A 20676-nucleotide genomic window follows, 5' to 3' on the forward strand; every position below is an offset into this window, starting at 1 on the left:
CACTTAGGGGTTAACTGCGGTGGGTCAAAATATCGTCAACCAGGCCATAGTCTTTCGCCTCTTGTGCCGTCATAAAGCGGTCACGTTCGGTGTCAGCTTCAATCTGCTCCAGTGTTTTTCCACTATGCTGGGCCAGCAGTGTATTCATCCGTTCTTTCACTTTCAGAATTTCACGCGCATGGATTTCAATATCTGTCGCTTGGCCCTGATAGCCGCCCAACGGCTGGTGGATCATGACCTTGGAATTTGGCAGGCAGAAACGCTTACCTTTGGTGCCTGCAGTCAGCAGGAATGACCCCATGGAACAAGCCTGCCCCATACAAATGGTGCTGACATCCGGCTTAATAAACTGCATGGTATCATAGATGGACATACCTGCCGTAATCACCCCGCCCGGCGAGTTGATGTACAGAAAAATGTCTTTCTCTGGGCTTTCTGCTTCAAGGAACAGCATCTGTGCCACGATCAGATTCGCCATATAGTCTTCAACCTGACCCGTCAGGAAAATAATGCGCTCTTTCAGCAGGCGGGAATAGATATCGTAAGAACGCTCGCCGCGGGAAGTCTGCTCTACCACCATTGGCACCAGTGCCATGTTAGGTACAAATTGATCTCGTTCGCCACTGTATGACATTACCGTCTCCTAATAGAAATTGCCTTGGCGCTATTGTCTGTCGATTCTACTTTAGAACAGCCTTCATGACTATGCTCAAGCTATACTCAAACTATTGACAAACTGCACACCGATTTTTCGATATCACAACCTGCTTATTGTCACTCTTGTTCTGAAATAAATCGTTCTGAGATAAATCGTGCTGCGATAAATAGCTCTGAGATATATTGTTCTAAGATAATCAGTTAGGCACCAAAAAAAAAGCCCGTAACCAAGGCTACAGGCTCTTTCAAGGAACCAACGATAACTCCCCGCCTTCATACTACACCTTCACACTACAGTATAGCTGGCGACAATTGCTCGGTTGTTTGACCAGAATCAGTCACGGTGAACTCAAACAGCGTTTGAGCCACCTCTCTGGTCTGAAACCTGCATTAGCCCTGCTGAGGCTGGTTCATCAGTTCGGTGAACGTTGTCGCTTTTTCAGTGACTTTTGCTTTAGCCAGCAAGCATTCAACGGCTTGCTCTTCCAAAGCAACGTTACGCATATTGTTCATCAGTTCTTTGTTCTGGCTATAGAACTCAATCACTTCGCTTGGATCTTCGTAGGCGGAAGCCATTTCTTCGATCAAGGCTTTAACGCGGTCTTCGTCAGCTTTCAATTCGTGCTGGCTGATCACTTCACCCAACAGCAAACCGACAACTACACGGCGTTTAGCTTGCTCAGCAAACAGTTCACGTGGTAATTCCAACGCTTGCTTCTCATTGCCACCGAAACGCTGGGCAGCCTGGCGACGCAGAACGTCAACTTCACCATCAATCAGGGCTGCTGGCACGTCGATTTCATTAGCCTTCACCAGGCCATCAATCGCCTGAGACTTGATACGATTACGCACCGCACCTTTCAGTTCGCGCTCCATGTTTTTACGCACTTCAGCACGCAAACCCACGAGAGAACCATCAGCGACACCAAAACGCTGGATAAACTCTTCAGTCAGTTCCGGTAGTTCACGAACTTCGACTTTCTTCAGCACAATGGCGAATTTAGCCGCTTTACCTTTCAGATTTTCAGCATGGTAATCTTCAGGGAAATTGACGTCGATGACAAACTCGTCACCCGCTTTGTGACCCACCAGACCTTCTTCAAAACCTGGGATCATGCGGCCCTGGCCCATCGCCAGAACGAAATCGGCGGCTTTGCCACCTTCAAACACTTCACCATCAATGGAACCAGTAAAGTCAACAGTCGCACGATCTTCCGCCGTCACTGCGGCATCGGTTTCTTTCCAGCTTGCTTGCTGCTTACGCAGGGTTTCCAGCATGGTAGCAACATCTGCGTCGTTAACTTCAACAACAGGTTTTTCAACCTCGATGCTTTCCAGACCTTTCAACTCAACTTCTGGATAGACTTCAAACTCAACGGCGAAAGCGAAATCTACGCCTTCTTGATATTCACCGGGTACGTAGTTAGGTGCGCCAGCCGGGTTAATTTTTTCTTTGATGATCGCGTCAACAAAGTTACGTTGCATCAAATCGCCCAGCACATCCTGACGAACAGAAGCACCATAACGTTGTTCAACAATATTCAACGGCACTTTGCCTTTACGGAAACCGTCGATACGCACGTTTTTCGCCGCATTGATCAGCTCTTTCTTAACCGCCTGATTGATAACATCAGCGGGAACAGTAATAGAGAGACGGCGCCCAAGGCCTTGAGTGGTTTCTACTGAAACTTGCATCTTGTTACCTCAAAAAAATCAAAGTGCTCGGTCAACTCCGTTGCAAGAACCAGGACGGCTAGATTAAAAACCGAGTTCCCTGATATCAAGAGCGTCCCGAAACCATTCCGGAAAAATAAGACGCGACATTATAGCGGCGCAAACGTAGCTAGTCGAGGATAGCGAGCAGATACGCGCATGTTAATATTCATACGTCTGTAGGTTTTCACCTCAATAGCCCCAAAAATTCTCGTTGCCAGACAAAACACCGCGCGGGTTGTCTCCCGATCGCCGCCTGACTAGACCTTGCTTGAACTTGGGGCTATTTTTATGCCAAACCGCCCCCACCACCACGGCAAGGAGGTGAAGTGAGTACCTTATCTTCTAAGGCTTCCCACTCTTTAGGGGTATAGGTATGGAGCGCCAGCGCATGGACGCCATTCGCCAACTCATCTGCCAACAAAGTATAAATGGCGCGATGGCGTGCCAATATACGCTCACCAGCAAAACGATCGCTGACTACCACTACATTGAAATGGCTTTCTGACCCCGGTAAGACATGGTGGCGATAACTTTCATCAACGACCTCCAGGTACTCCGGCGCCAATGCCGTGTTCAACTTAGTTTCTATTTGTTGCTTACGTAACATACAACCTCCACACCCTGGCAAGCCGCCCTAGCAACTCAATATACCTATCGTTATCCAAGCTGCAAAGAGGACGGCATCGTTCTAACAGAGGATTTACTTATCTCATCACGGTATAGCGTCAGCCTGAAGGCCAACATCAACTTGAATTAACTACACGATAAAAATTTACCTTACAACGACGTTCAATACTTCCCCCTGCTGTCGGCAATGTTATGATGGCGGCAATTTGTTGTTGGCTATACTCTTCATTTTTCAGGTTACAGGGGTATGGGCTACGCAAATTCCGCTGAGCTTATAGTGCCGCGGTTTGAACAATGACGAGTATAAAATTAGGATTGATGAGACAGTCAATATGTTAAAAAAACTTTATGTTCCTTTATTGGCCGTATTAATGCTCGCTGGATGCGCCACCAGTAACAATACGCTAAATATTACCCCAACCATGGTGCTGCCACAGCAGGATCCCACCCTGCAAGGCGTCACAGTCAGCATTAATGGTGCTGACCAACGCGCTGATCAAGCATTGGCTAAAGTCAATCGCGATGGTCAGTTGGTCACCCTCACGCCTTCTCGCGATCTGCGTTTCCTGCTGCAAGAAGTGCTGGAAAAACAGATGACCGCCCGTGGCTATATGGTTGGCCCAGATGGCGCGGTTGATCTGCAGATCATTGTTAATACGCTGTTTGCCGATGTTTCTGAAGGTAACTTGCGTTATAACATTACCGCCAAAGCGGATATCTCAATCATCGCCCAGGCGAAGAATGGCAGCAAACAGGTAAAAAACTACCGCGCGACTTATAATGTTCAGGGGGCTTTCGTCGCCTCCAACGACAAGATTACCAAGACGGTCAATACGGTATTGGGCGATGTCATTGCCGATATGGCAAAAGACACCAGTATCCATGATTTTATCAAGCAAAACGCACGTTAATCCGTTTTACCCTGGAGCATTCAGGTTGCAAACATGACCATGTGTCTGCAACCTGGTGTATAAGAGGCAAAACGCTTTGTGCTACCCAGGCAACTGGGTGGCACAACCAAGGACCTCATGGCAAAACAGTATCTCAATCTATTTACCCAGCGTAACTCCATCATTCTTCTGGTTCTGGGCTTTGCCTCTGGCCTGCCGTTGGCCCTCACCTCGGGGACACTGCAAGCCTGGATGACCGTCGAAAATATCGATCTGAAGACCATCGGTTTCTTCTCACTGGTGGGGCAAGCCTATGTATTCAAGTTTCTTTGGTCGCCGTTTATGGACCGCTACACCCCGCCATTGTTTGGGCGGCGACGCGGCTGGTTGTTAATCAGCCAGATTTTGCTGGTAGTGGCCATTGTAAGCATGGGGTTTATGAACCCGACGCAACATTTGTGGTGGCTGGCGGCCTTAGCCGTATTAGTGGCTTTCTGTTCTGCATCACAGGATATTGTTTTTGATGCTTATAAGACTGACCTCTTACCAGCGAATGAACGAGGGTCTGGAGCCGCAATTTCTGTGCTGGGTTATCGCTTGGCGATGCTGGTTTCTGGTGGATTGGCCCTGTGGCTGGCAGACCGCTATTTAGGTTGGCAACACACATACTGGTTAATGGCCGCGCTGATGCTGTTCGGCATTGTGGCCACACTAATGGCACCCGAGCCGGACGACAGTATCCCGGCACCGCGCACCATGGAACAAGCGGTAGTCGCCCCCTTACGTGACTTCTTCGGCCGTAATAATGCCTGGCTGATCCTGCTGCTGATTGTGATGTATAAAATGGGGGATGCCTTTGCCGGTAGCCTGAGTACCACTTTTCTGATCCGCGGTGTCGGGTTTGATGCGGGTGAAGTCGGGCTGGTCAACAAAACCCTTGGCCTGTTCGCCACCATTGTTGGTGCCTTGCTCGGTGGGGTGTTAATGCAACGCCTGAGCCTGTTCCGGGCCTTGATGCTGTTTGGTATACTGCAAGCGGTTTCCAACATCGGCTATTGGTTGTTAGCCATCACCGATAAAAACATCCTCTCCATGGGCAGTGCTATTTTTCTTGAGAACCTGTGTGGTGGTATGGGTACCGCTGCGTTTGTCGCCCTACTGATGACATTGTGTAATAAATCGTTCTCTGCTACCCAATTTGCCCTGTTGTCAGCACTCTCGGCGGTTGGCCGCGTTTATGTCGGCCCCATTGCAGGTTGGTTTGTTGAACTTCATGGCTGGCCGCTATTCTACCTGTTCTCTATTGTGGCAGCGCTACCCGGTTTACTACTGTTGCTCATTTGCCGACAAACCCTGGAATACACTCAACGTACCGATGACTTTATGCCACGAACACTGTTCAATGGCACTTATCGCTGGGCGTTACGTCTGCTCGGTGTGGGCTGTTCGTTACTGGGTTTATGGCTAATATTGCTGATTTTCAATGCGCTGGGGTTAAGCCAGTGGCCTGATATAGCAACCGTATTCCTACGCAGTGGCGCGCTACTCAGCCTGGTGGGGATTATCATGGGTAGCCTGTTAGACTATCTGGCATTGCGTCGCACGCCATTAACTTGACCATTTTTTGTTCAGTTAAAGCACATCAAAAAGAATAAATTTATTTTATGAGACGAAAAGTGTAGCAACTCAGAATATTTTTACCTGAGTTGTGCACTTGGTAATAAAATAAATAACACAATAAACAGTTAGTTATTTAACATTAAATAAACATTTATTTTCTACTTAACCTCACCCCCCCCTCCAAGTTGTTCTCTATTCCCTTGGTTTTCCTTAAGATAGTGCCGTTTTTCGCTATTTGACTCGTCAATATATTGTTGCTATTGGCAAATTTCCACACAATGTAATAGATGTGACCCTCTTAACAGAAAGCGGCAGCAAAGCACTGACGATCCCTTAAGTATATTTACAGTACTGTAACCTTCCCGTAAAATGCCCGGCACACATGAAACGACAATTGAACCTTGGTAATTGGGGTCGTTAGATGAGACTTAAGAAATACAGCAAAAGTATTGGGATATTATCCTTAATCGCCACCACATTGATGTTGAGTGGTTGTGATACGGTTCTAATGGATCCCAAGGGAGCAATCGGTGTCGAACAACGGACACTGATCCTGACTGCGATTGGCTTAATGTTAATCGTGGTCGTTCCCGTGATTTTTATGACGATAATCTTCGCCTGGAAGTATCGCGCTTCCAACCAATCGGCTAAATACACACCGAACTGGTCGCACTCCAACAAGATTGAAGCGGTCGTCTGGACTATTCCCATCATTATCATCCTGATTCTTGGGACCATTACCTGGAAAACCAGTCACTCCTTGGATCCATACAAGCCGATTGTCACCGACAAGAAGCCAATGACCATTGAAGTGATATCGTTGGATTGGAAATGGTTGTTTATCTATCCAGAACAAGGGATTGCAACAGTTAATGAAATCGCTTTCCCGAAAGATGTCCCTGTGGAATTTAAAGTTTCTGCAGACTCGGTCATGAACTCGTTCTTCATTCCTCAGTTGGGCGGCCAGATTTATGCCATGCCTGGGATGCAAACCAAACTGCACTTGATCGGCAACACTGCGGGTAAATACGACGGTATTTCCAGCAGCTACAGTGGTCATGGTTTCTCCGGCATGAAATTCACCGCCATTGTCACCCCTACCGAGGGCGAGTTTAACCAGTGGGTTGACAAGGTGAAAGCCTCACCTAAAACCCTCGATACCACCGGTGACTTCAATAAGCTGGCGGAACAAACTGAAAACCATCCGGTGACGTATTTCTCCAGTGTCAAACCTAATTTGTTCCAAGAAACCATTGCCAAATTTATGGGCCATATGCATATGCCTGCAAGTAGCGCGAACAGTGAACATAAAGGGATGACTATGAGCCAGGACATGGGCGAGCATACTCATCACGCCGGAGCAGAGGAATAATCTGATGTTGGGAAAATTAACACTTGATGCAGTACCTTTCCATGAACCCATTGTGATGGTTACCGTTGCGGCAATTATCGTTGGTGGACTGGGACTGCTGGCACTAATAACCTATCTGGGCAAGTGGACCTGGCTATGGCGCGAATGGCTGACGTCAGTTGACCATAAAAAAATCGGTATCATGTACATCATCGTAGCACTGGTGATGCTGGTACGTGGTTTTGCTGATGCGGTGATGATGCGTGGCCAACAGGCGCTTGCTTCTGCGGGTGAAGCGGGTTTTCTACCACCGCATCACTATGACCAGATTTTTACCGCCCACGGCGTGATCATGATCTTCTTCGTGGCGATGCCGCTGGTGGTCGGGTTGATGAACCTGGTGGTGCCACTGCAAATCGGTGCCCGTGATGTAGCCTATCCGTTCCTCAACTCCCTGAGCTTCTGGTTGTTTATTGTCGGGGTAATACTGGTTGATCTCTCACTCGCCATTGGGGAATTTGCACAAACCGGCTGGTTGGCTTACCCCCCTCTTTCCGGTATAGAGTACAGTCCCGGCGTCGGGGTTGATTACTGGATTTGGAGTTTGCAAATATCTGGTGTGGGTACTCTGCTGACTGGGGTGAACTTCTTCGCAACGATCATCAAGATGCGCGCCCCTGGCATGTCACTGATGAAAATGCCAGTGTTCACTTGGACCGCATTGTGCGCCAACATACTGATAATTATCTCATTCCCAATCTTGACCGTTACTATCGCGCTGTTAACCCTGGACCGCTACCTGGGCACCCATTTCTTCACTAATGATATGGGTGGCAACATGATGATGTACATCAACCTGATTTGGGCCTGGGGCCATCCAGAGGTGTATATCCTGGTTCTGCCAGTGTTTGGTATCTTCTCGGAAGTGACCGCCACCTTCTCAAGAAAACGTTTGTTCGGCTATACCTCTCTGGTCTGGGCAACGGTGGTTATTACCCTACTGTCATTTATTGTCTGGCTGCACCACTTCTTTACCATGGGCAGTGGCGCCAACGTCAATGCCTTCTTTGGTATCGCCACAATGATCATTTCCATCCCGACCGGGGTGAAAATTTTCAACTGGCTGTTCACCATGTATCAGGGACGCATTCAGTACACCTCTCCCATGCTGTGGACCATCGGTTTTATCATCACCTTCTCCATTGGTGGGATGACCGGTGTACTGCTGGCGGTACCCGGTGCCAACTTTGTGCTGCACAACAGTCTGTTCCTTATTGCCCACTTCCATAATGTGATCATTGGTGGTGTGGTGTTTGGCTGCTTCGCGGGTCTGACTTACTGGTTCCCTAAAGCCTTCGGTTTCCGCCTGAATGAAACCTGGGGCATCCGCGCATTCTGGTTCTGGATCATCGGCTTCTTTATTGCCTTCATGCCACTTTATGTCTTGGGCTTTATGGGTATGACTCGCCGCCTGAGCCAGAATATCAACCCTGAGTTCCACTCAATGCTGCTGATTGCGGCATGTGGTGCAGTGTTGATTTTCTGTGGTGTGCTGTGCCAAATCATGCAGGTGATCGTCAGTATCCGTGATCGTGAGAAGAACCGCGACCTCACTGGCGACCCATGGGATGCTCGTACCTTGGAGTGGTCAACCTCTTCACCTCCACCGTTCTATAACTTTGCCGTGGTACCAGAAATTCATGATCGCGATGCGTTCTGGGACATGAAAGAGAAAGGTGAGGCTTACAAGAAACCCGCCAAGTACGAACCGATTCATATGCCGAGAAATACCGGTGCGGGTGTCGTTATTTCCGCCTTTAGCCTGGTGTTTGGCTTCGCCATGATCTGGCATATCTGGTGGATGGCGATTGTTGGCTTTGCAGGCATAATCATTACCTGGATTGCCAAGAGCTTCGATGAAGATGTTGATTACTATGTCCCGGTCGATGAAATCGAGCGCATTGAAAGCCAACACGATGAACAAATCAGCAAAGCAGGCGTAAACCATGTCAACTGATACTCTGACGAACCATCATAACGTTGCCCATGCTGCGCACGGGCACCACGATACAGGGGAAACCAAAGTCTTCGGATTTTGGATCTACCTGATGAGCGACTGTATTTTGTTTGCGAGTTTGTTCGCAACCTATGCAGTCTTGGTGAATGGGACCGCCGGTGGTCCCTCTGGTAAAGATATCTTCGACCTGAATTTTGTTCTGGTTGAAACTTTCTTGCTGCTGTTCAGCTCCATCACCTTTGGCATGGCGATGGTCGGCATGAATAAGGGCAAGGTTAGCAATGTTAATATCTGGTTGCTGCTCACCTTCCTGTTCGGCCTTGGCTTCATGGCAATGGAAATCTATGAATTCCACCATCTGATCTCCCAAGGCTATGGCCCAGACCGCAGTGCGTTCCTCTCCAGTTTCTTTGCACTGGTGGGTACTCATGGTCTGCACGTCACCGTCGGTCTGGTGTGGATCATTACTATGATGGTCCACCTCAGCAGACGTGGCCTGACAGCTGCCAATAAAACCCGTCTGATGTGTCTGAGCCTGTTCTGGCACTTCCTGGATGTGGTCTGGATCTGTGTATTTACCGTTGTCTACCTACTGGGGGTTATGTAATGAGCCATTCATCCCATCAAACCTCACACGGTGGTGCAAGCCATGGCAGCGTGAAGTCATATATGATCGGCTTTATTCTGTCGATCATCCTGACGGTCATTCCATTTGCAATGGTGATGAGTGGCTCCGCTGCTCCCTCCACCATCCTGGCGGTGGTCGTCGGTACGGCGGTGATCCAGGTGATCGTACACCTGGTTTACTTCCTACATATGAATACCTCTTCAGAAGAGCGTTGGAATCTGGTGGCATTAGTGTTCACCGCTGTCATTATCGGTATCGTGGTTGTTGGTTCACTTTGGATTATGTACAACCTCAATATCAATATGATGGTCGATTAATAGCAGAGCGGTGTGTGATGATTAAGCAATACCTGCAAGTAACCAAGCCAGGAATTATTTTCGGCAATCTTATCTCGGTGATTGGGGGATTTCTGCTCGCTTCCAAAGGGAGTATCGACTACTCCCTGTTTTTCTCTACCCTGTTAGGGGTGTCATTGGTGGTGGCCTCGGGCTGTGTATTTAACAATTACATCGACCGTGACATCGACAAAAAGATGGAGAGAACCAAAAACCGGGTGTTGGTAAAAGGCCTGATTGCGCCGAATGTCAGCCTGATTTACGCGACCCTGTTGGGTATTGCTGGTTTCACCCTGCTGTATATTGCCGCCAACCCGCTGGCCATGTGGCTGGCGGTGATGGGTTTTGTGGTTTACGTGGGTGTTTATAGCCTCTATATGAAGCGCCATTCAGTCTACGGTACACTGATTGGCAGCCTGTCGGGTGCAGCGCCCCCGGTGATTGGCTATTGTGCGGTCACCAACGAGTTTGATGCTGGTGCTTTGATCTTGTTGGCCATATTCAGCCTGTGGCAGATGCCCCACTCTTATGCCATTGCCATCTTCCGGCTGAAAGATTATCAGGCAGCCAATATCCCGGTACTGCCGGTGGTGAAGGGCATTTCCGTTGCCAAGAACCACATCACAGTCTATATCCTGGCGTTTATGGTTGCCACGCTGATGCTGACCTTGGTTGGTTATGCCGGTTACAAATATCTGATTGTGGCTGCTGCGGTGAGCGTATGGTGGTTGGGCATGGCCCTACGTGGTTATAAAGCGGAAAATGACAGTATCTGGGCACGCAAACTGTTTGTGTTCTCGATTGTTGCCATTACCTCACTCAGTGTGATGATGTCTATTGACTTCAATACCAATACTGCACCAGGCACCTTGTTGACCTATATTGGGTAATGCAGATAGTTGGCAATAATTCCTATCACCATCCATGTCACCAGCACTTTTAACCCTTATGAAGCTAACGGTTGCCAGTCAGTTGAACCGTTAGCGTCAAGGGTAAGGTATATACCCAATGACCATCAGCCCTGATCGAAAATAATCTGGGGATAACATTAACATCTGTTAAACAACATTCACTTCCCCCTCCCCCGCTACACGCTCTAGAATACACGCATCTAGAATGATGCCACTTTGACCAATTATTCCATCAGGTTTGCTGCTTTAGCTGATCAGATGTGTGAGTTTTATTGAGGTCCCAATGAACGACAATATCATGACCCCCAAAGAACGGCGGGCCACCTGGGGATTAGGGGCGGTGTTTTCACTGCGCATGTTAGGCATGTTTATGGTGCTGCCGGTGCTCACCACCTATGGTATGGCACTGCAGGGTGCCAGTGAGACGTTAATTGGCATCGCCATTGGTATCTATGGCTTGGCACAGGCCCTGTTCCAGATCCCTTTCGGCCTGGTTTCTGATCGTATTGGCCGTAAACCATTGATCGTCGGTGGTCTGCTGATTTTTGCCCTGGGGAGTGTCATCGCGGCGCTCAGTGACTCCATCTGGGGAATTATTCTTGGCCGTGCTTTGCAAGGTTCTGGGGCAATAGCCGCCGCAGTAATGGCGCTGCTATCCGATTTAACCCGCGAACAGAACCGTACCAAAGCAATGGCGTTTATCGGGGTCAGTTTCGGGCTCACCTTTGCTTGCGCGATGGTGGTTGGCCCTATCGTGACTCATGCTTTCGGGTTACAGGCACTGTTCTGGATGATTGCGCTCTTAGCCTTAGCCGGGATCGTCATTACGCTGGCGGTGGTGCCATCCACCAGTGACCATGTATTAAACCGTGAATCCAGCATGGTACGGGGCAGTTTCAGCAAAGTCCTGAACAATCCGCGCCTGTTAAAACTCAACTTCGGCATCATGTGCCTGCATATTTTGTTGATGTCGAGCTTTGTCGCCTTACCGCTGGCGATGCAACAAGCGGGCTTAGCGGCCAGTAATCACTGGAAGGTTTATCTGGTGACGATGCTGGTCTCATTTGCCACCATCGTGCCTTTTATCATCTATGCCGAAAAATACCGCCGTATGAAACAGGTATTTATGGGCTGTGTGGCGGTATTATTTTGCGCCGAAGTGTTGCTCTGGCGCTCTGGCCTGCATTTGTGGGCCATCATCGCTGGCATACAGTTATTCTTTATCGCTTTCAATGTGATGGAAGCTATTCTACCTTCGCTGATCAGTAAAGAAGCTCCAGCCGGTTATAAAGGCACTGCAATGGGGGTTTACTCCACCAGTCAATTTATTGGTGTGGCGATTGGCGGCAGTGTCGGGGGGTGGCTATATAGCCTGCAAGGTACCGGGTTGGTGTTTATTGCTGGAGCCGGGCTTGCCGCCATCTGGTTTGTCGTCAGTAGCACCATGAAAGAGCCGCCTTATGTCAGCAGTTTGCGCATTACGCTCTGTGAACTGGCAGTGAAAGATTCGGCCTTGCAACACCGTTTAATGGCGCAACCTGGGGTTACTGAAGCCATCGTGGTACCCGAAGAACGCAGTGCCTATATCAAGGTTGATACCAAACAGACCAACCGGGGCCAATTAGAAGCCTTGGTCAATGCATATTGATATCTACCGAAGATAAATTTGGGCCGACCATCCATCGGCCCGATATAACTCAATCGCGGAAGTTTTTAAACTGGAAGGGTTGACCAAGGTCGGCACCACGCACCAGTGCCATCACGCCTTGCAGGTCGTCACGGGATTTACCGGTCACCCGCACTTCGTCACCCTGAATTTGCACCTGCACCTTCAGCTTGCTGTCTTTGATTAGCTTGACGATTTTTTTCGCCAGACTGGTTTCAATACCTTGCTTAAGCTTGGCTTCAACGCTGTAGGTTTTGCCGCTATGCGTCAGCTCGTCCGGGATCTCCAGCGCACCGCCATCAATACTGCGTTTACTCAGTTTCTCACGCAAAATATCCAGCAATTGTTGTACCTGAAAATCGGACTCGCTGGCCACTTTAATACTTTCATTCTTTTCATTCAGCTCAAAACTGGCTGGTACGTTACGAAAATCCCAACGGGTGCTGAGATCGCGGCTGGCGTTCTCAACCGCATTACGCACTTCCTGCATATCTATTTCGGAAACGATGTCGAAAGATGGCATATATCCTCCACCAAAATGGGTAACCTATGATTTTGATGCCCTGAATCATACCTGCTTTGTTACAGTAGATAAAATGTTACAGTAGGCAAAATTTCGATGTCAGTACTGAGCCTGACGTTTATAATCGCACTCATTCAAGCTGCAGCCAGAAAACAGTTTAAACTCATTTGACGCCAAGGAGATAGAATGAAAATAACCATTCTTGGTTGCGGTGCCCTCGGGCAACTCTGGCTCGCCAGACTCTATCAACAAGGTCACGATGTACAGGGGTGGTTACGGGTACCCTCGCCATTTTGTGCAGTCAATATTATTGAGCCAGGCGGTACTTCATTTAACCATAATTTACCCACTAACGATCCTGAACATTTATTGCAAAGTGAGCTGCTGTTGGTCACGCTTAAAGCCTGGCAGATTTCTGGCGCGCTAACCCTGCTACTCCCCAAGCTCAACCCACATTGTGCTATTTTACTGTTACATAATGGCTTGGGTACTGTTGATGAATTACCGCCGCACAGCCAACCGGTGTTGCAAGGGACCACGACCCATGCGGCTCGCCATGATGGTAATGCCATTATCCATGTTGCCAATGGGATCACCCATATCGGCCCGGCAACATCACAAGCCGCCCATCTGAGTCATTTAGCAGAAGTACTGCATCAGGCATTGCCCGATGTCGCTTGGCATAACCATATCGCCGCTGCCTGCTGGCGCAAATTGGCCGTGAACTGTGTCATCAACCCACTCACCGTGCTGTATAACTGCCGCAATGGCGATCTGCAACGCTATCCCCAACAGATAGAGCTTATCTGCCACGAAATTGCCGAGGTGATGGAAAGAGAGGGGTACCATACTTCATGTGAAGATCTGATGCTCTATGTGATGCAAGTGATCGAGAGCACAGCGGACAATATCTCTTCTATGCTGCAGGATATCCGCAGCCAACGGCATACTGAGGTCGACTATATCACCGGTTATTTACAGCGTCGTGGCCGTAAACATGGTATCTCCCTGCCGGAAAATACCCGGTTGTTTGAAATGATTAAACAAAAGGAAAACGAGTATGAGCGTATCGGCGCTGGTCTGTCTGGCTCCTGGTAGTGAAGAAACCGAAGCCGTTACCACCATTGACTTGTTGGTGCGCGCCGGGGTTAGCGTGACCACCGCCAGCGTCGCGGGTGACGGCAACCTAACAATTACCTGTTCCCGTGGGGTAAAACTGCTGGCCGATGCACCGCTGGTGGCCATTGTTGATGACCCTTTTGATGCCATCGTGCTGCCGGGTGGCATCAAAGGGGCCGAGTGTTTCCGCGATAGCCCCTTGCTGGTAGAGAAAGTGCGTCAAATGCACCTACAAGGGAAGATTGTAGCGGCTATCTGTGCTGCCCCGGCGTTAGTATTACAACACCATAATCTGTTCCCCATCAGCAATATGACCGGCTTCCCAGGGTTAAAAGAGCAGATCCCCCCGGCCAACTGGCTGGAACGGCGCGTGGTGTTTGATGCGCGAGTGAATCTGCTGACCAGCCAAGGGCCTGGCACCTCAATGGAATTTGCTTTAAAGCTGATTGATTTATTGTTGGGTAAGAGCAAAGCGGCAGAGGTAGCAGCACAACTGGTACTGCTACCTGGCATGTACGATTTTAGTGATTGAGTGCCAAACCAGAAGCCCCCTCATTCACTCAGGCTGAGGGAAGGCTAAGGACGATAGACCTTAACGTTGGTATAGCCTTGCTCAAGCAGATAGAGCGCTTGCAGGCGACTCATCACCCCTCGATCACAATAGAGTAGGTAGGTTTTGCTCTGATCAAGCGCAGCAAATTGGCTACTCAACTTATAAAATGGCAGGGTCTTTACCTCTGCCTGGGTGATAGCAAGGGGTTTTTCTTCCTGTTCGTCGGCAGAACGAATATCCAGAATCACCTCATCAGCGGTAAATTCAGCCACCGTCTCCACCTCGGTAACCAGCTGCTGTGTTTCTTCAGCGATAGTGCGAATATCCACATTGCGCGCTTCACGCACCACACGATCGAGAATGGCAAAATCAAAGTTTGCCTCTTCTGCTTCAATCTTGCTTTTCACCGCTTTAACCGTTGGGCTCTTCGAAATCACGCCACAATATTCCGGCATGGTTTTGGCAAAATCCTCGGTACCGATTTCCCGCGCAAGATCAATAATGTGCTCTTTATCATGGGAGATCAGCGGGCGTAAGATCAAGGTATCAGAGACATTGTCAATCAGTCGCAGGTTGGTCAGGGTCTGGCTGGAGACCTGGCCCAGCGCTTCGCCGGTAACCAGTGCCTGCACGCCGTAACGTTCAGCCACCTGAGAAGCGGCGCGCACCATCATACGCTTGAGCACAACGCCCATCTGGCCGTCATCGACTTTTTCTAAAATCTCACCCACTACCGGCTCGAAGTCCACCGCCACAAAACGCACTTTGTGCGAGCTACCAAAGCGCTGCCATAAATAGTAGGCCACCTGCTTGACGCCAATTTCGTGGGCCGCGCCCCCGAGATTAAAGAAGCAGTAATGTACACGGCAGCCACGACGCATCAGCATATAGCTTGATACGCCTGAATCAAAACCACCAGAAATCAGTGACAGCACATCTTCCTGCGTACCAATCGGATAACCACCCAGCCCTTCACGGCGTGCCTTAACCAGCATCAGTCGGTCGTCTTCGATCTCCAGATTTACCGTTACCTGTGGATGAGAAAGCTTAACCCGTGCCGTTTCAATATGCTGATTGAGCCCACCGCCAACATAACGTTCCACATCAATCGAACTAAACTCATGCTTACCACGGCGTTTGACACGCACACAAAACGTTTTACCTTCCAGTTGATCGCGATAAGTCGCTAACACCTGTTCAAAGATATTATGCATATCGGTATAAGTGCGATCTTCCACTTCCAGGATATGGTGAATACCGGGAATGCGCATCAACGCATCGGCAATCACCGGGCGTTGGTCCTCATCTTTGGCACGCACTTCGATAAAATCCCAGTGCCGTACCACCGCCAACGTTTCATCATACTGTTTAAGCACATTACGAATGTTAGTCGTCAGGATCTTGATAAAGCGCAAGCGCACAGATTGACTCTTGATAGTGATTTCTGGAAACAATTTAATGATAAACTTCATGGCGGTTTTTGATTGTCTGGTGGTCGTTAGATAATGGAAGAATAATTGCGGTGCGGAGTATATCACTATCTGATTATGCTACGTGCACAAAACCGAAGGTATCCGTCAATATTCCACCACCACGGGAATCAATTTAGCAAAAGAAGCGCCATGATTTACTGAACAAGATCCGCTAGGATAGGCTCTCTGACTCCACGCTTCATATGATGATGTAAAAACGAAATTATGGCTAAAAAACCGATACAATCAGACAGTAAAGAGCAAAACGTCAGCTTTGAGAACGCGTTGAGTGAACTTGAAAGTATTGTCGCACGCCTGGAGTCCGGCGAATTATCACTGGAAGATGCACTCAATGAGTTTGAGCGCGGCATACAACTGGCACGCCAAGGCCAGCAAAAACTGCAGCAGGCAGAGCAACGGGTAGAGATCCTGCTCAATGGTAATAGTGACGATGCTGCACTGGCTCCTTTTAATCCGGACGCTGAGTAATAACGATGTCTGAGTTCCAAGATCAGTTACAAGCTTTACGCCAGCGCAGTGATCGCGCCCTGCTGGCTTACCTTGCTCCCTTACCGCTCAATGAGGGCAACATGGTGGCAGCAATGCGCCACGGTGCATTGCTGGGCGGCAAACGGTTACGGCCATTTCTGGTGTATGCCAGCGGGCAGATGTTTGGCCTGAGCCTGGATAATCTGGATGCCCCCGCCGCCGCCGTGGAATGTATTCATGCCTATTCACTGATCCATGATGACTTACCCGCAATGGATGATGATGACCTCCGCCGAGGCCAACCCACCTGTCATATCAAGTTTGGTGAGGCTAACGCCATCCTGGCGGGTGATGCACTACAAACCCTGGCATTTTCTATTCTGGCAGATGCCCCCATGCCCGATGTATCATTGCAGGACAGATTGGCGATGATCTCCGAACTGGCCAGTGCCAGTGGAGTTGCCGGTATGTGTGGCGGTCAGTCGCTGGATCTGGAAGCGGAAGGCAAGCAAATTGATTTATTGGCGCTGGAACAGATCCATCGCCATAAAACCGGTGCTCTCATCCGAGCGGCGGTTCGTCTGGGGGCACTGGCAGCCGGTGAGTCAGGGCGTGCCGCCTTGCCACAACTTGATCGTTATGCGGCCGCAATAGGGCTGGCATTTCAAGTGCAAGATGACATTCTGGATGTGGTAGGAGAAACAGCAAAGATCGGCAAACGCCAAGGCTCCGATCAACAACTTGGAAAGAGTACCTATCCTGCCCTTCTGGGACTTGACAGCGCAAAACTAAAAGCGTGGGATCTCTATCAAGAAGCGTTGACGGCTTTAGAGACTTTGGCCGCAAAAAACTATGACACCGCGCCATTACGTGCGTTAGCCAACTTCATTATTGAACGCGACAATTAACGTATAGCGTGATATACCCTGGCTCTTTCAAGTTGTAAGCAGGCAGTCATTGAGTGAAAAACTCGCCTACTTAGCGGCAAATAGCCGCAAAGTGAAACTCGAGGTTGAACATCATCAATCTTCTGGGTTGGATGGCATCAGTCGCTCCCATAGAGAGTGGGCGTTTCATACTATGACAACGTGAATACACTATGACAACGTGAAATAGAAAGGGTAAACATCTCTGATATGAGTATCAAATGCCTATTGATATAACCAAATACCCGACCTTGGCACTAGCGGACACTCCACAAGAGTTGCGCTCCTTGCCAAAAGAAAGTTTGCCAAAACTCTGTGACGAGCTACGGCAATATCTGCTGAACAGCGTTAGCCGTTCCAGTGGTCATTTTGCTTCCGGGCTAGGTACTGTCGAACTGACGGTCGCGCTGCATTACGTTTACAACACGCCGTTTGATCACCTGGTCTGGGATGTAGGCCATCAAGCCTATCCACATAAAATCCTGACAGGTCGCCGTGATCGTATTGCCACTATCCGGCAAAAAAAAGGGCTGCATCCTTTCCCATGGCGCGGGGAAAGCGAATATGATGTGCTCAGTGTCGGCCACTCATCCACCTCAATCAGTGCTGGTCTGGGTTTGGCGGTAGCCGCCGCGCGGGAAGGGAAAGATCGCCGTACCGTCTGCGTGATTGGTGATGGTGCCATCACCGCAGGCATGGCATTTGAAGCCATGAATCACGCCGGAGATATCACCCCAGATATGCTGGTGGTACTCAACGACAATGAAATGTCGATCTCTGAAAACGTTGGAGCCCTGAATAATCATCTGGCACAACTGCTTTCAGGCAAGCTCTACTCCACACTACGTGAAGGTGGCAAGAAGGTTCTCTCTGGCCTGCCCCCCATCAAAGAACTGCTCAAACGTACCGAAGAACACCTCAAAGGGATGGTGGTCCCCGGCACACTGTTTGAAGAGCTGGGGTTTAATTACATCGGCCCGGTAGATGGGCACGATGTTCAAGGGCTGATCGCCACACTGAAGAACATGCGCGATCTGAAAGGGCCGCAACTGCTGCATATCATGACCAAAAAAGGACGTGGCTATGCCCCTGCAGAGAAGGACCCGATCAGCTTCCATGCAGTGCCCAAGTTCGATCCTGCCATCGGCACCTTGCCGAAAAGTGGCGGAGGGCTGCCAACCTATTCGACTATTTTTGGTCAGTGGTTATGCGAAACTGCCGCCGCTGACAGTCAACTGATGGCCATCACCCCCGCTATGCGTGAAGGTTCTGGCATGGTTCAGTTTTCCCGTGACTATCCTCAGCAGTATTTCGATGTCGCCATTGCCGAACAGCACGCAGTGACTTTTGCTGCTGGCTTGGCGATTGGTGGTTATAAGCCGGTGGTGGCGATCTACTCCACGTTTCTGCAACGTGCTTACGACCAGGTCATTCACGATGTGGCGATCCCCAACTTGCCAGTGATGTTTGCCATTGATCGTGGCGGTATAGTCGGTGCTGATGGTCAAACCCACCAAGGCGCATTCGACCTCTCGTTCCTGCGTTGTATCCCCAATATGGTGATCATGACGCCAAGTGATGAAAACGAGTGTCGACAAATGTTGTATACCGGTTATCACTATAACGACGGCCCCAGTGCAGTCCGTTACCCGCGTGGTAATGGTACTGGCGCAGTACTGGAACCGCTGGCAAGCCTGCCGATCGGTAAAGGTGTGGTACGCCGCACCGGTGAAAAAATTGCCATCCTCAACTTCGGCACGCTATTACCAGAAGCGGCACAAGCCGCCGCAGCCCTCAATGCTACATTGGTGGATATGCGTTTTGTCAAACCGCTGGACCAACAACTGGTGCTAGAGATGGCCGCCAGTCATACAGCCCTGGTGACATTGGAAGAGAATGCCATTATGGGGGGCGCAGGCAGCGGCGTAAACGAGCTGTTGATGGCAAAACGCCAGCAGGTGCCGGTGCTAAATATTGGCTTACCTGATTATTTCATTCCTCAAGGTAATCAAGATGAGATCCGCAGTGATCTTGGTCTGGATGCTATCGGCATTCAACGCCAGATCGAGGCCTGGTTGGCGTGATGCCCTTGGGTTTGCTCGGTACACAGGAGATTATGAATTATGGAATATCTAAAACTGGGTAATACCGACCTGAACATTTCCCGTATCTGCCTGGGATGTATGACTTATGGTGAACCTTTACGGGGTAGCCATCCATGGACGCTACCGGAAGAGAACAGCCGCCCACTGATCAGACAGGCATTGGATATGGGTATCAACTTCTTTGATACCGCCAATAGTTACTCTGATGGCAGCAGTGAAGAAATTGTTGGCCGAGCCTTGCGTGACTATACCCGCCGCGAAGACGTGGTAATTGCCACCAAAGTCTATAATGCCATGAGCAATCTGGAGCGCGGGCTATCGCGCCCCAAGATTATGCAATCCATTGACGATAGCCTGCGGCGTCTGGGAACCGACTATGTGGATTTACTGCAAATCCACCGTTGGGATTACGAAACACCGATCGAAGAAACGTTGGAAGCACTGCATGACGTGGTGAAAGCCGGTAAAGCACGCTATATCGGGGCATCCTCAATGTATGCTTGGCAATTTGCCAAAGCGCTATACACTGCCGACCGCTATGGCTGGACGCGTTTTGTCAGCATGCAGGATCAATACAATCTAATCCAGCGGGAAGAAGAGCGGGAAATGTATCCCTTATGTGCCGCTGAAGGCATTGCGGTGCTCCCTTGGAGCCCGTTGGCGCGTGGCAGATTAACCCGCCCTTGGGGGGAAACTACCAAACGAATAGATTCCGATCTGTATGGTAAAACCTTGTATGTTGCCACTGAAGAGGTCGATGCCCAGATTGCCGGACATGTGGCCAGCATCGCAGAACAACACGGCGTTCCACGAGCACAGGTCGCCCTGGCTTGGCTGTTGAGTAAATCTGTGGTGACTGCACCGATTATTGGTGCTTCACGTAGTGAACACCTGTTGGATGCCGTTGCCGCCATTGATCTGAAGCTGACAGTGCAAGAAATTGCCCAATTAGAAACGGCTTATGTACCACATCAGGTGGTCGGTTTTGCATAAGTAATAGGTTTTGCCTAACCGCCAATCTTGAGTCAGCGAAAGTGACCTGCAGAGGCGCACACTGAGGTGCGCCTTTAT

At 49.6% G+C, this 20676-nt stretch carries 19 protein-coding genes; 14 read left to right on the top strand and 5 right to left on the bottom strand.

Going from position 1 to position 20676, the window contains the following annotated elements:
* Window positions 1–10: 10 nt before the first annotated feature.
* The 3 genes from clpP to bolA form a co-directional block, all read right to left on the bottom strand.
* On the bottom strand, window positions 11–634 hold the full coding sequence (gene clpP / locus ACX9GV_RS13570) for an ATP-dependent Clp endopeptidase proteolytic subunit ClpP (protein WP_023488972.1): 624 nt from the start codon (window positions 632–634) through the stop codon (window positions 11–13).
* A 413-nt stretch (window positions 635–1047) separates the two neighbouring features.
* Window positions 1048–2352, bottom strand: coding sequence for a trigger factor (tig, locus tag ACX9GV_RS13575; protein WP_473195889.1), 1305 nt, complete (start codon window positions 2350–2352; stop codon window positions 1048–1050).
* Window positions 2353–2659: 307 nt separating this feature from the next.
* Entirely contained in the window at window positions 2660–2980 is a 321-nt protein-coding gene (bolA, locus tag ACX9GV_RS13580) for a transcriptional regulator BolA (RefSeq protein ID WP_023488933.1), read from the bottom strand.
* Between the two features lie 352 nt (window positions 2981–3332).
* Between bolA and ACX9GV_RS13585 the strand changes: the two genes are divergently transcribed.
* The 8 genes from ACX9GV_RS13585 (at window position 3333) to ACX9GV_RS13620 (ending at window position 12400) form a co-directional block, all read left to right on the top strand.
* Window positions 3333–3911, top strand: a complete 579-nt coding sequence (locus tag ACX9GV_RS13585) for a lipoprotein (RefSeq protein ID WP_473195890.1) — start codon at window positions 3333–3335, stop codon at window positions 3909–3911.
* A gap of 117 nt (window positions 3912–4028) precedes the next feature.
* Complete coding sequence (gene ampG / locus ACX9GV_RS13590) at window positions 4029–5507, top strand: muropeptide MFS transporter AmpG (RefSeq protein ID WP_473195891.1); 1479 nt, start codon at window positions 4029–4031, stop codon at window positions 5505–5507.
* Window positions 5508–5931: 424 nt separating this feature from the next.
* The gene (gene cyoA / locus ACX9GV_RS13595; RefSeq protein WP_473195892.1) at window positions 5932–6882 is read left to right on the top strand and encodes a cytochrome o ubiquinol oxidase subunit II; all 951 of its coding nucleotides are present in this window, start codon (window positions 5932–5934) and stop codon (window positions 6880–6882) included.
* Between the two features lie 4 nt (window positions 6883–6886).
* Window positions 6887–8878, top strand: a complete 1992-nt coding sequence (gene cyoB, locus ACX9GV_RS13600) for a cytochrome o ubiquinol oxidase subunit I (protein ID WP_473195893.1) — start codon at window positions 6887–6889, stop codon at window positions 8876–8878.
* Window positions 8868–9485, top strand: coding sequence for a cytochrome o ubiquinol oxidase subunit III (locus ACX9GV_RS13605; RefSeq protein ID WP_473195894.1), 618 nt, complete (start codon window positions 8868–8870; stop codon window positions 9483–9485). The genes cyoB and ACX9GV_RS13605 overlap by 11 nt, the downstream gene beginning before the upstream one ends.
* A complete protein-coding gene (locus ACX9GV_RS13610) occupies window positions 9485–9823 on the top strand; it encodes a cytochrome o ubiquinol oxidase subunit IV (protein WP_023490614.1) in 339 nt (112 codons plus the stop codon). Before ACX9GV_RS13605 ends, ACX9GV_RS13610 begins: the two co-directional genes overlap by 1 nt.
* A 17-nt stretch (window positions 9824–9840) precedes the next feature.
* On the top strand, window positions 9841–10731 hold the full coding sequence (gene cyoE, locus ACX9GV_RS13615) for a heme o synthase (RefSeq protein WP_473195895.1): 891 nt from the start codon (window positions 9841–9843) through the stop codon (window positions 10729–10731).
* A gap of 304 nt (window positions 10732–11035) precedes the next feature.
* The gene (locus ACX9GV_RS13620) at window positions 11036–12400 is read left to right on the top strand and encodes an MFS transporter (RefSeq protein ID WP_473195896.1); all 1365 of its coding nucleotides are present in this window, start codon (window positions 11036–11038) and stop codon (window positions 12398–12400) included.
* 49 nt (window positions 12401–12449) lie between these two features.
* On the opposite strand, the gene ACX9GV_RS13625 is transcribed toward ACX9GV_RS13620, so the two are convergent.
* Window positions 12450–12941, bottom strand: a complete 492-nt coding sequence (locus ACX9GV_RS13625; RefSeq protein ID WP_023489512.1) for a YajQ family cyclic di-GMP-binding protein — start codon at window positions 12939–12941, stop codon at window positions 12450–12452.
* A 186-nt stretch (window positions 12942–13127) separates the two neighbouring features.
* Between ACX9GV_RS13625 and panE the strand changes: the two genes are divergently transcribed.
* Window positions 13128–14039, top strand: coding sequence for a 2-dehydropantoate 2-reductase (gene panE, locus ACX9GV_RS13630; RefSeq protein WP_473195897.1), 912 nt, complete (start codon window positions 13128–13130; stop codon window positions 14037–14039).
* Window positions 14002–14592, top strand: coding sequence for a protein deglycase YajL (yajL, locus tag ACX9GV_RS13635; protein ID WP_023489510.1), 591 nt, complete (start codon window positions 14002–14004; stop codon window positions 14590–14592). The genes panE and yajL overlap by 38 nt, the downstream gene beginning before the upstream one ends.
* Before the next feature lie 44 nt (window positions 14593–14636).
* On the opposite strand, the gene thiI is transcribed toward yajL, so the two are convergent.
* Window positions 14637–16085: a tRNA uracil 4-sulfurtransferase ThiI gene (gene thiI / locus ACX9GV_RS13640; protein WP_023489509.1), complete on the bottom strand. Its 1449-nt coding sequence runs from the start codon at window positions 16083–16085 to the stop codon at window positions 14637–14639.
* A 225-nt stretch (window positions 16086–16310) separates the two neighbouring features.
* Here thiI and xseB point away from each other — a divergent pair, with 225 nt between their 5' ends.
* The 4 genes from xseB to ACX9GV_RS13660 all read left to right on the top strand — a co-directional run bounded on the left by xseB (window position 16311) and on the right by ACX9GV_RS13660 (window position 20598).
* Window positions 16311–16574, top strand: coding sequence for an exodeoxyribonuclease VII small subunit (gene xseB / locus ACX9GV_RS13645; protein ID WP_023489508.1), 264 nt, complete (start codon window positions 16311–16313; stop codon window positions 16572–16574).
* A 5-nt stretch (window positions 16575–16579) separates the two neighbouring features.
* On the top strand, window positions 16580–17482 hold the full coding sequence (gene ispA / locus ACX9GV_RS13650) for a (2E,6E)-farnesyl diphosphate synthase (RefSeq protein ID WP_473195898.1): 903 nt from the start codon (window positions 16580–16582) through the stop codon (window positions 17480–17482).
* 239 nt (window positions 17483–17721) lie between these two features.
* The gene (gene dxs / locus ACX9GV_RS13655) at window positions 17722–19584 is read left to right on the top strand and encodes a 1-deoxy-D-xylulose-5-phosphate synthase (protein WP_023489506.1); all 1863 of its coding nucleotides are present in this window, start codon (window positions 17722–17724) and stop codon (window positions 19582–19584) included.
* Window positions 19585–19623: 39 nt separating this feature from the next.
* On the top strand, window positions 19624–20598 hold the full coding sequence (locus ACX9GV_RS13660; RefSeq protein WP_473195899.1) for an aldo/keto reductase: 975 nt from the start codon (window positions 19624–19626) through the stop codon (window positions 20596–20598).
* Window positions 20599–20676: the final 78 nt, after the last annotated feature.

The sequence above is a fragment of the Serratia sp. 25CWL12 genome (genome assembly GCF_055790885.1).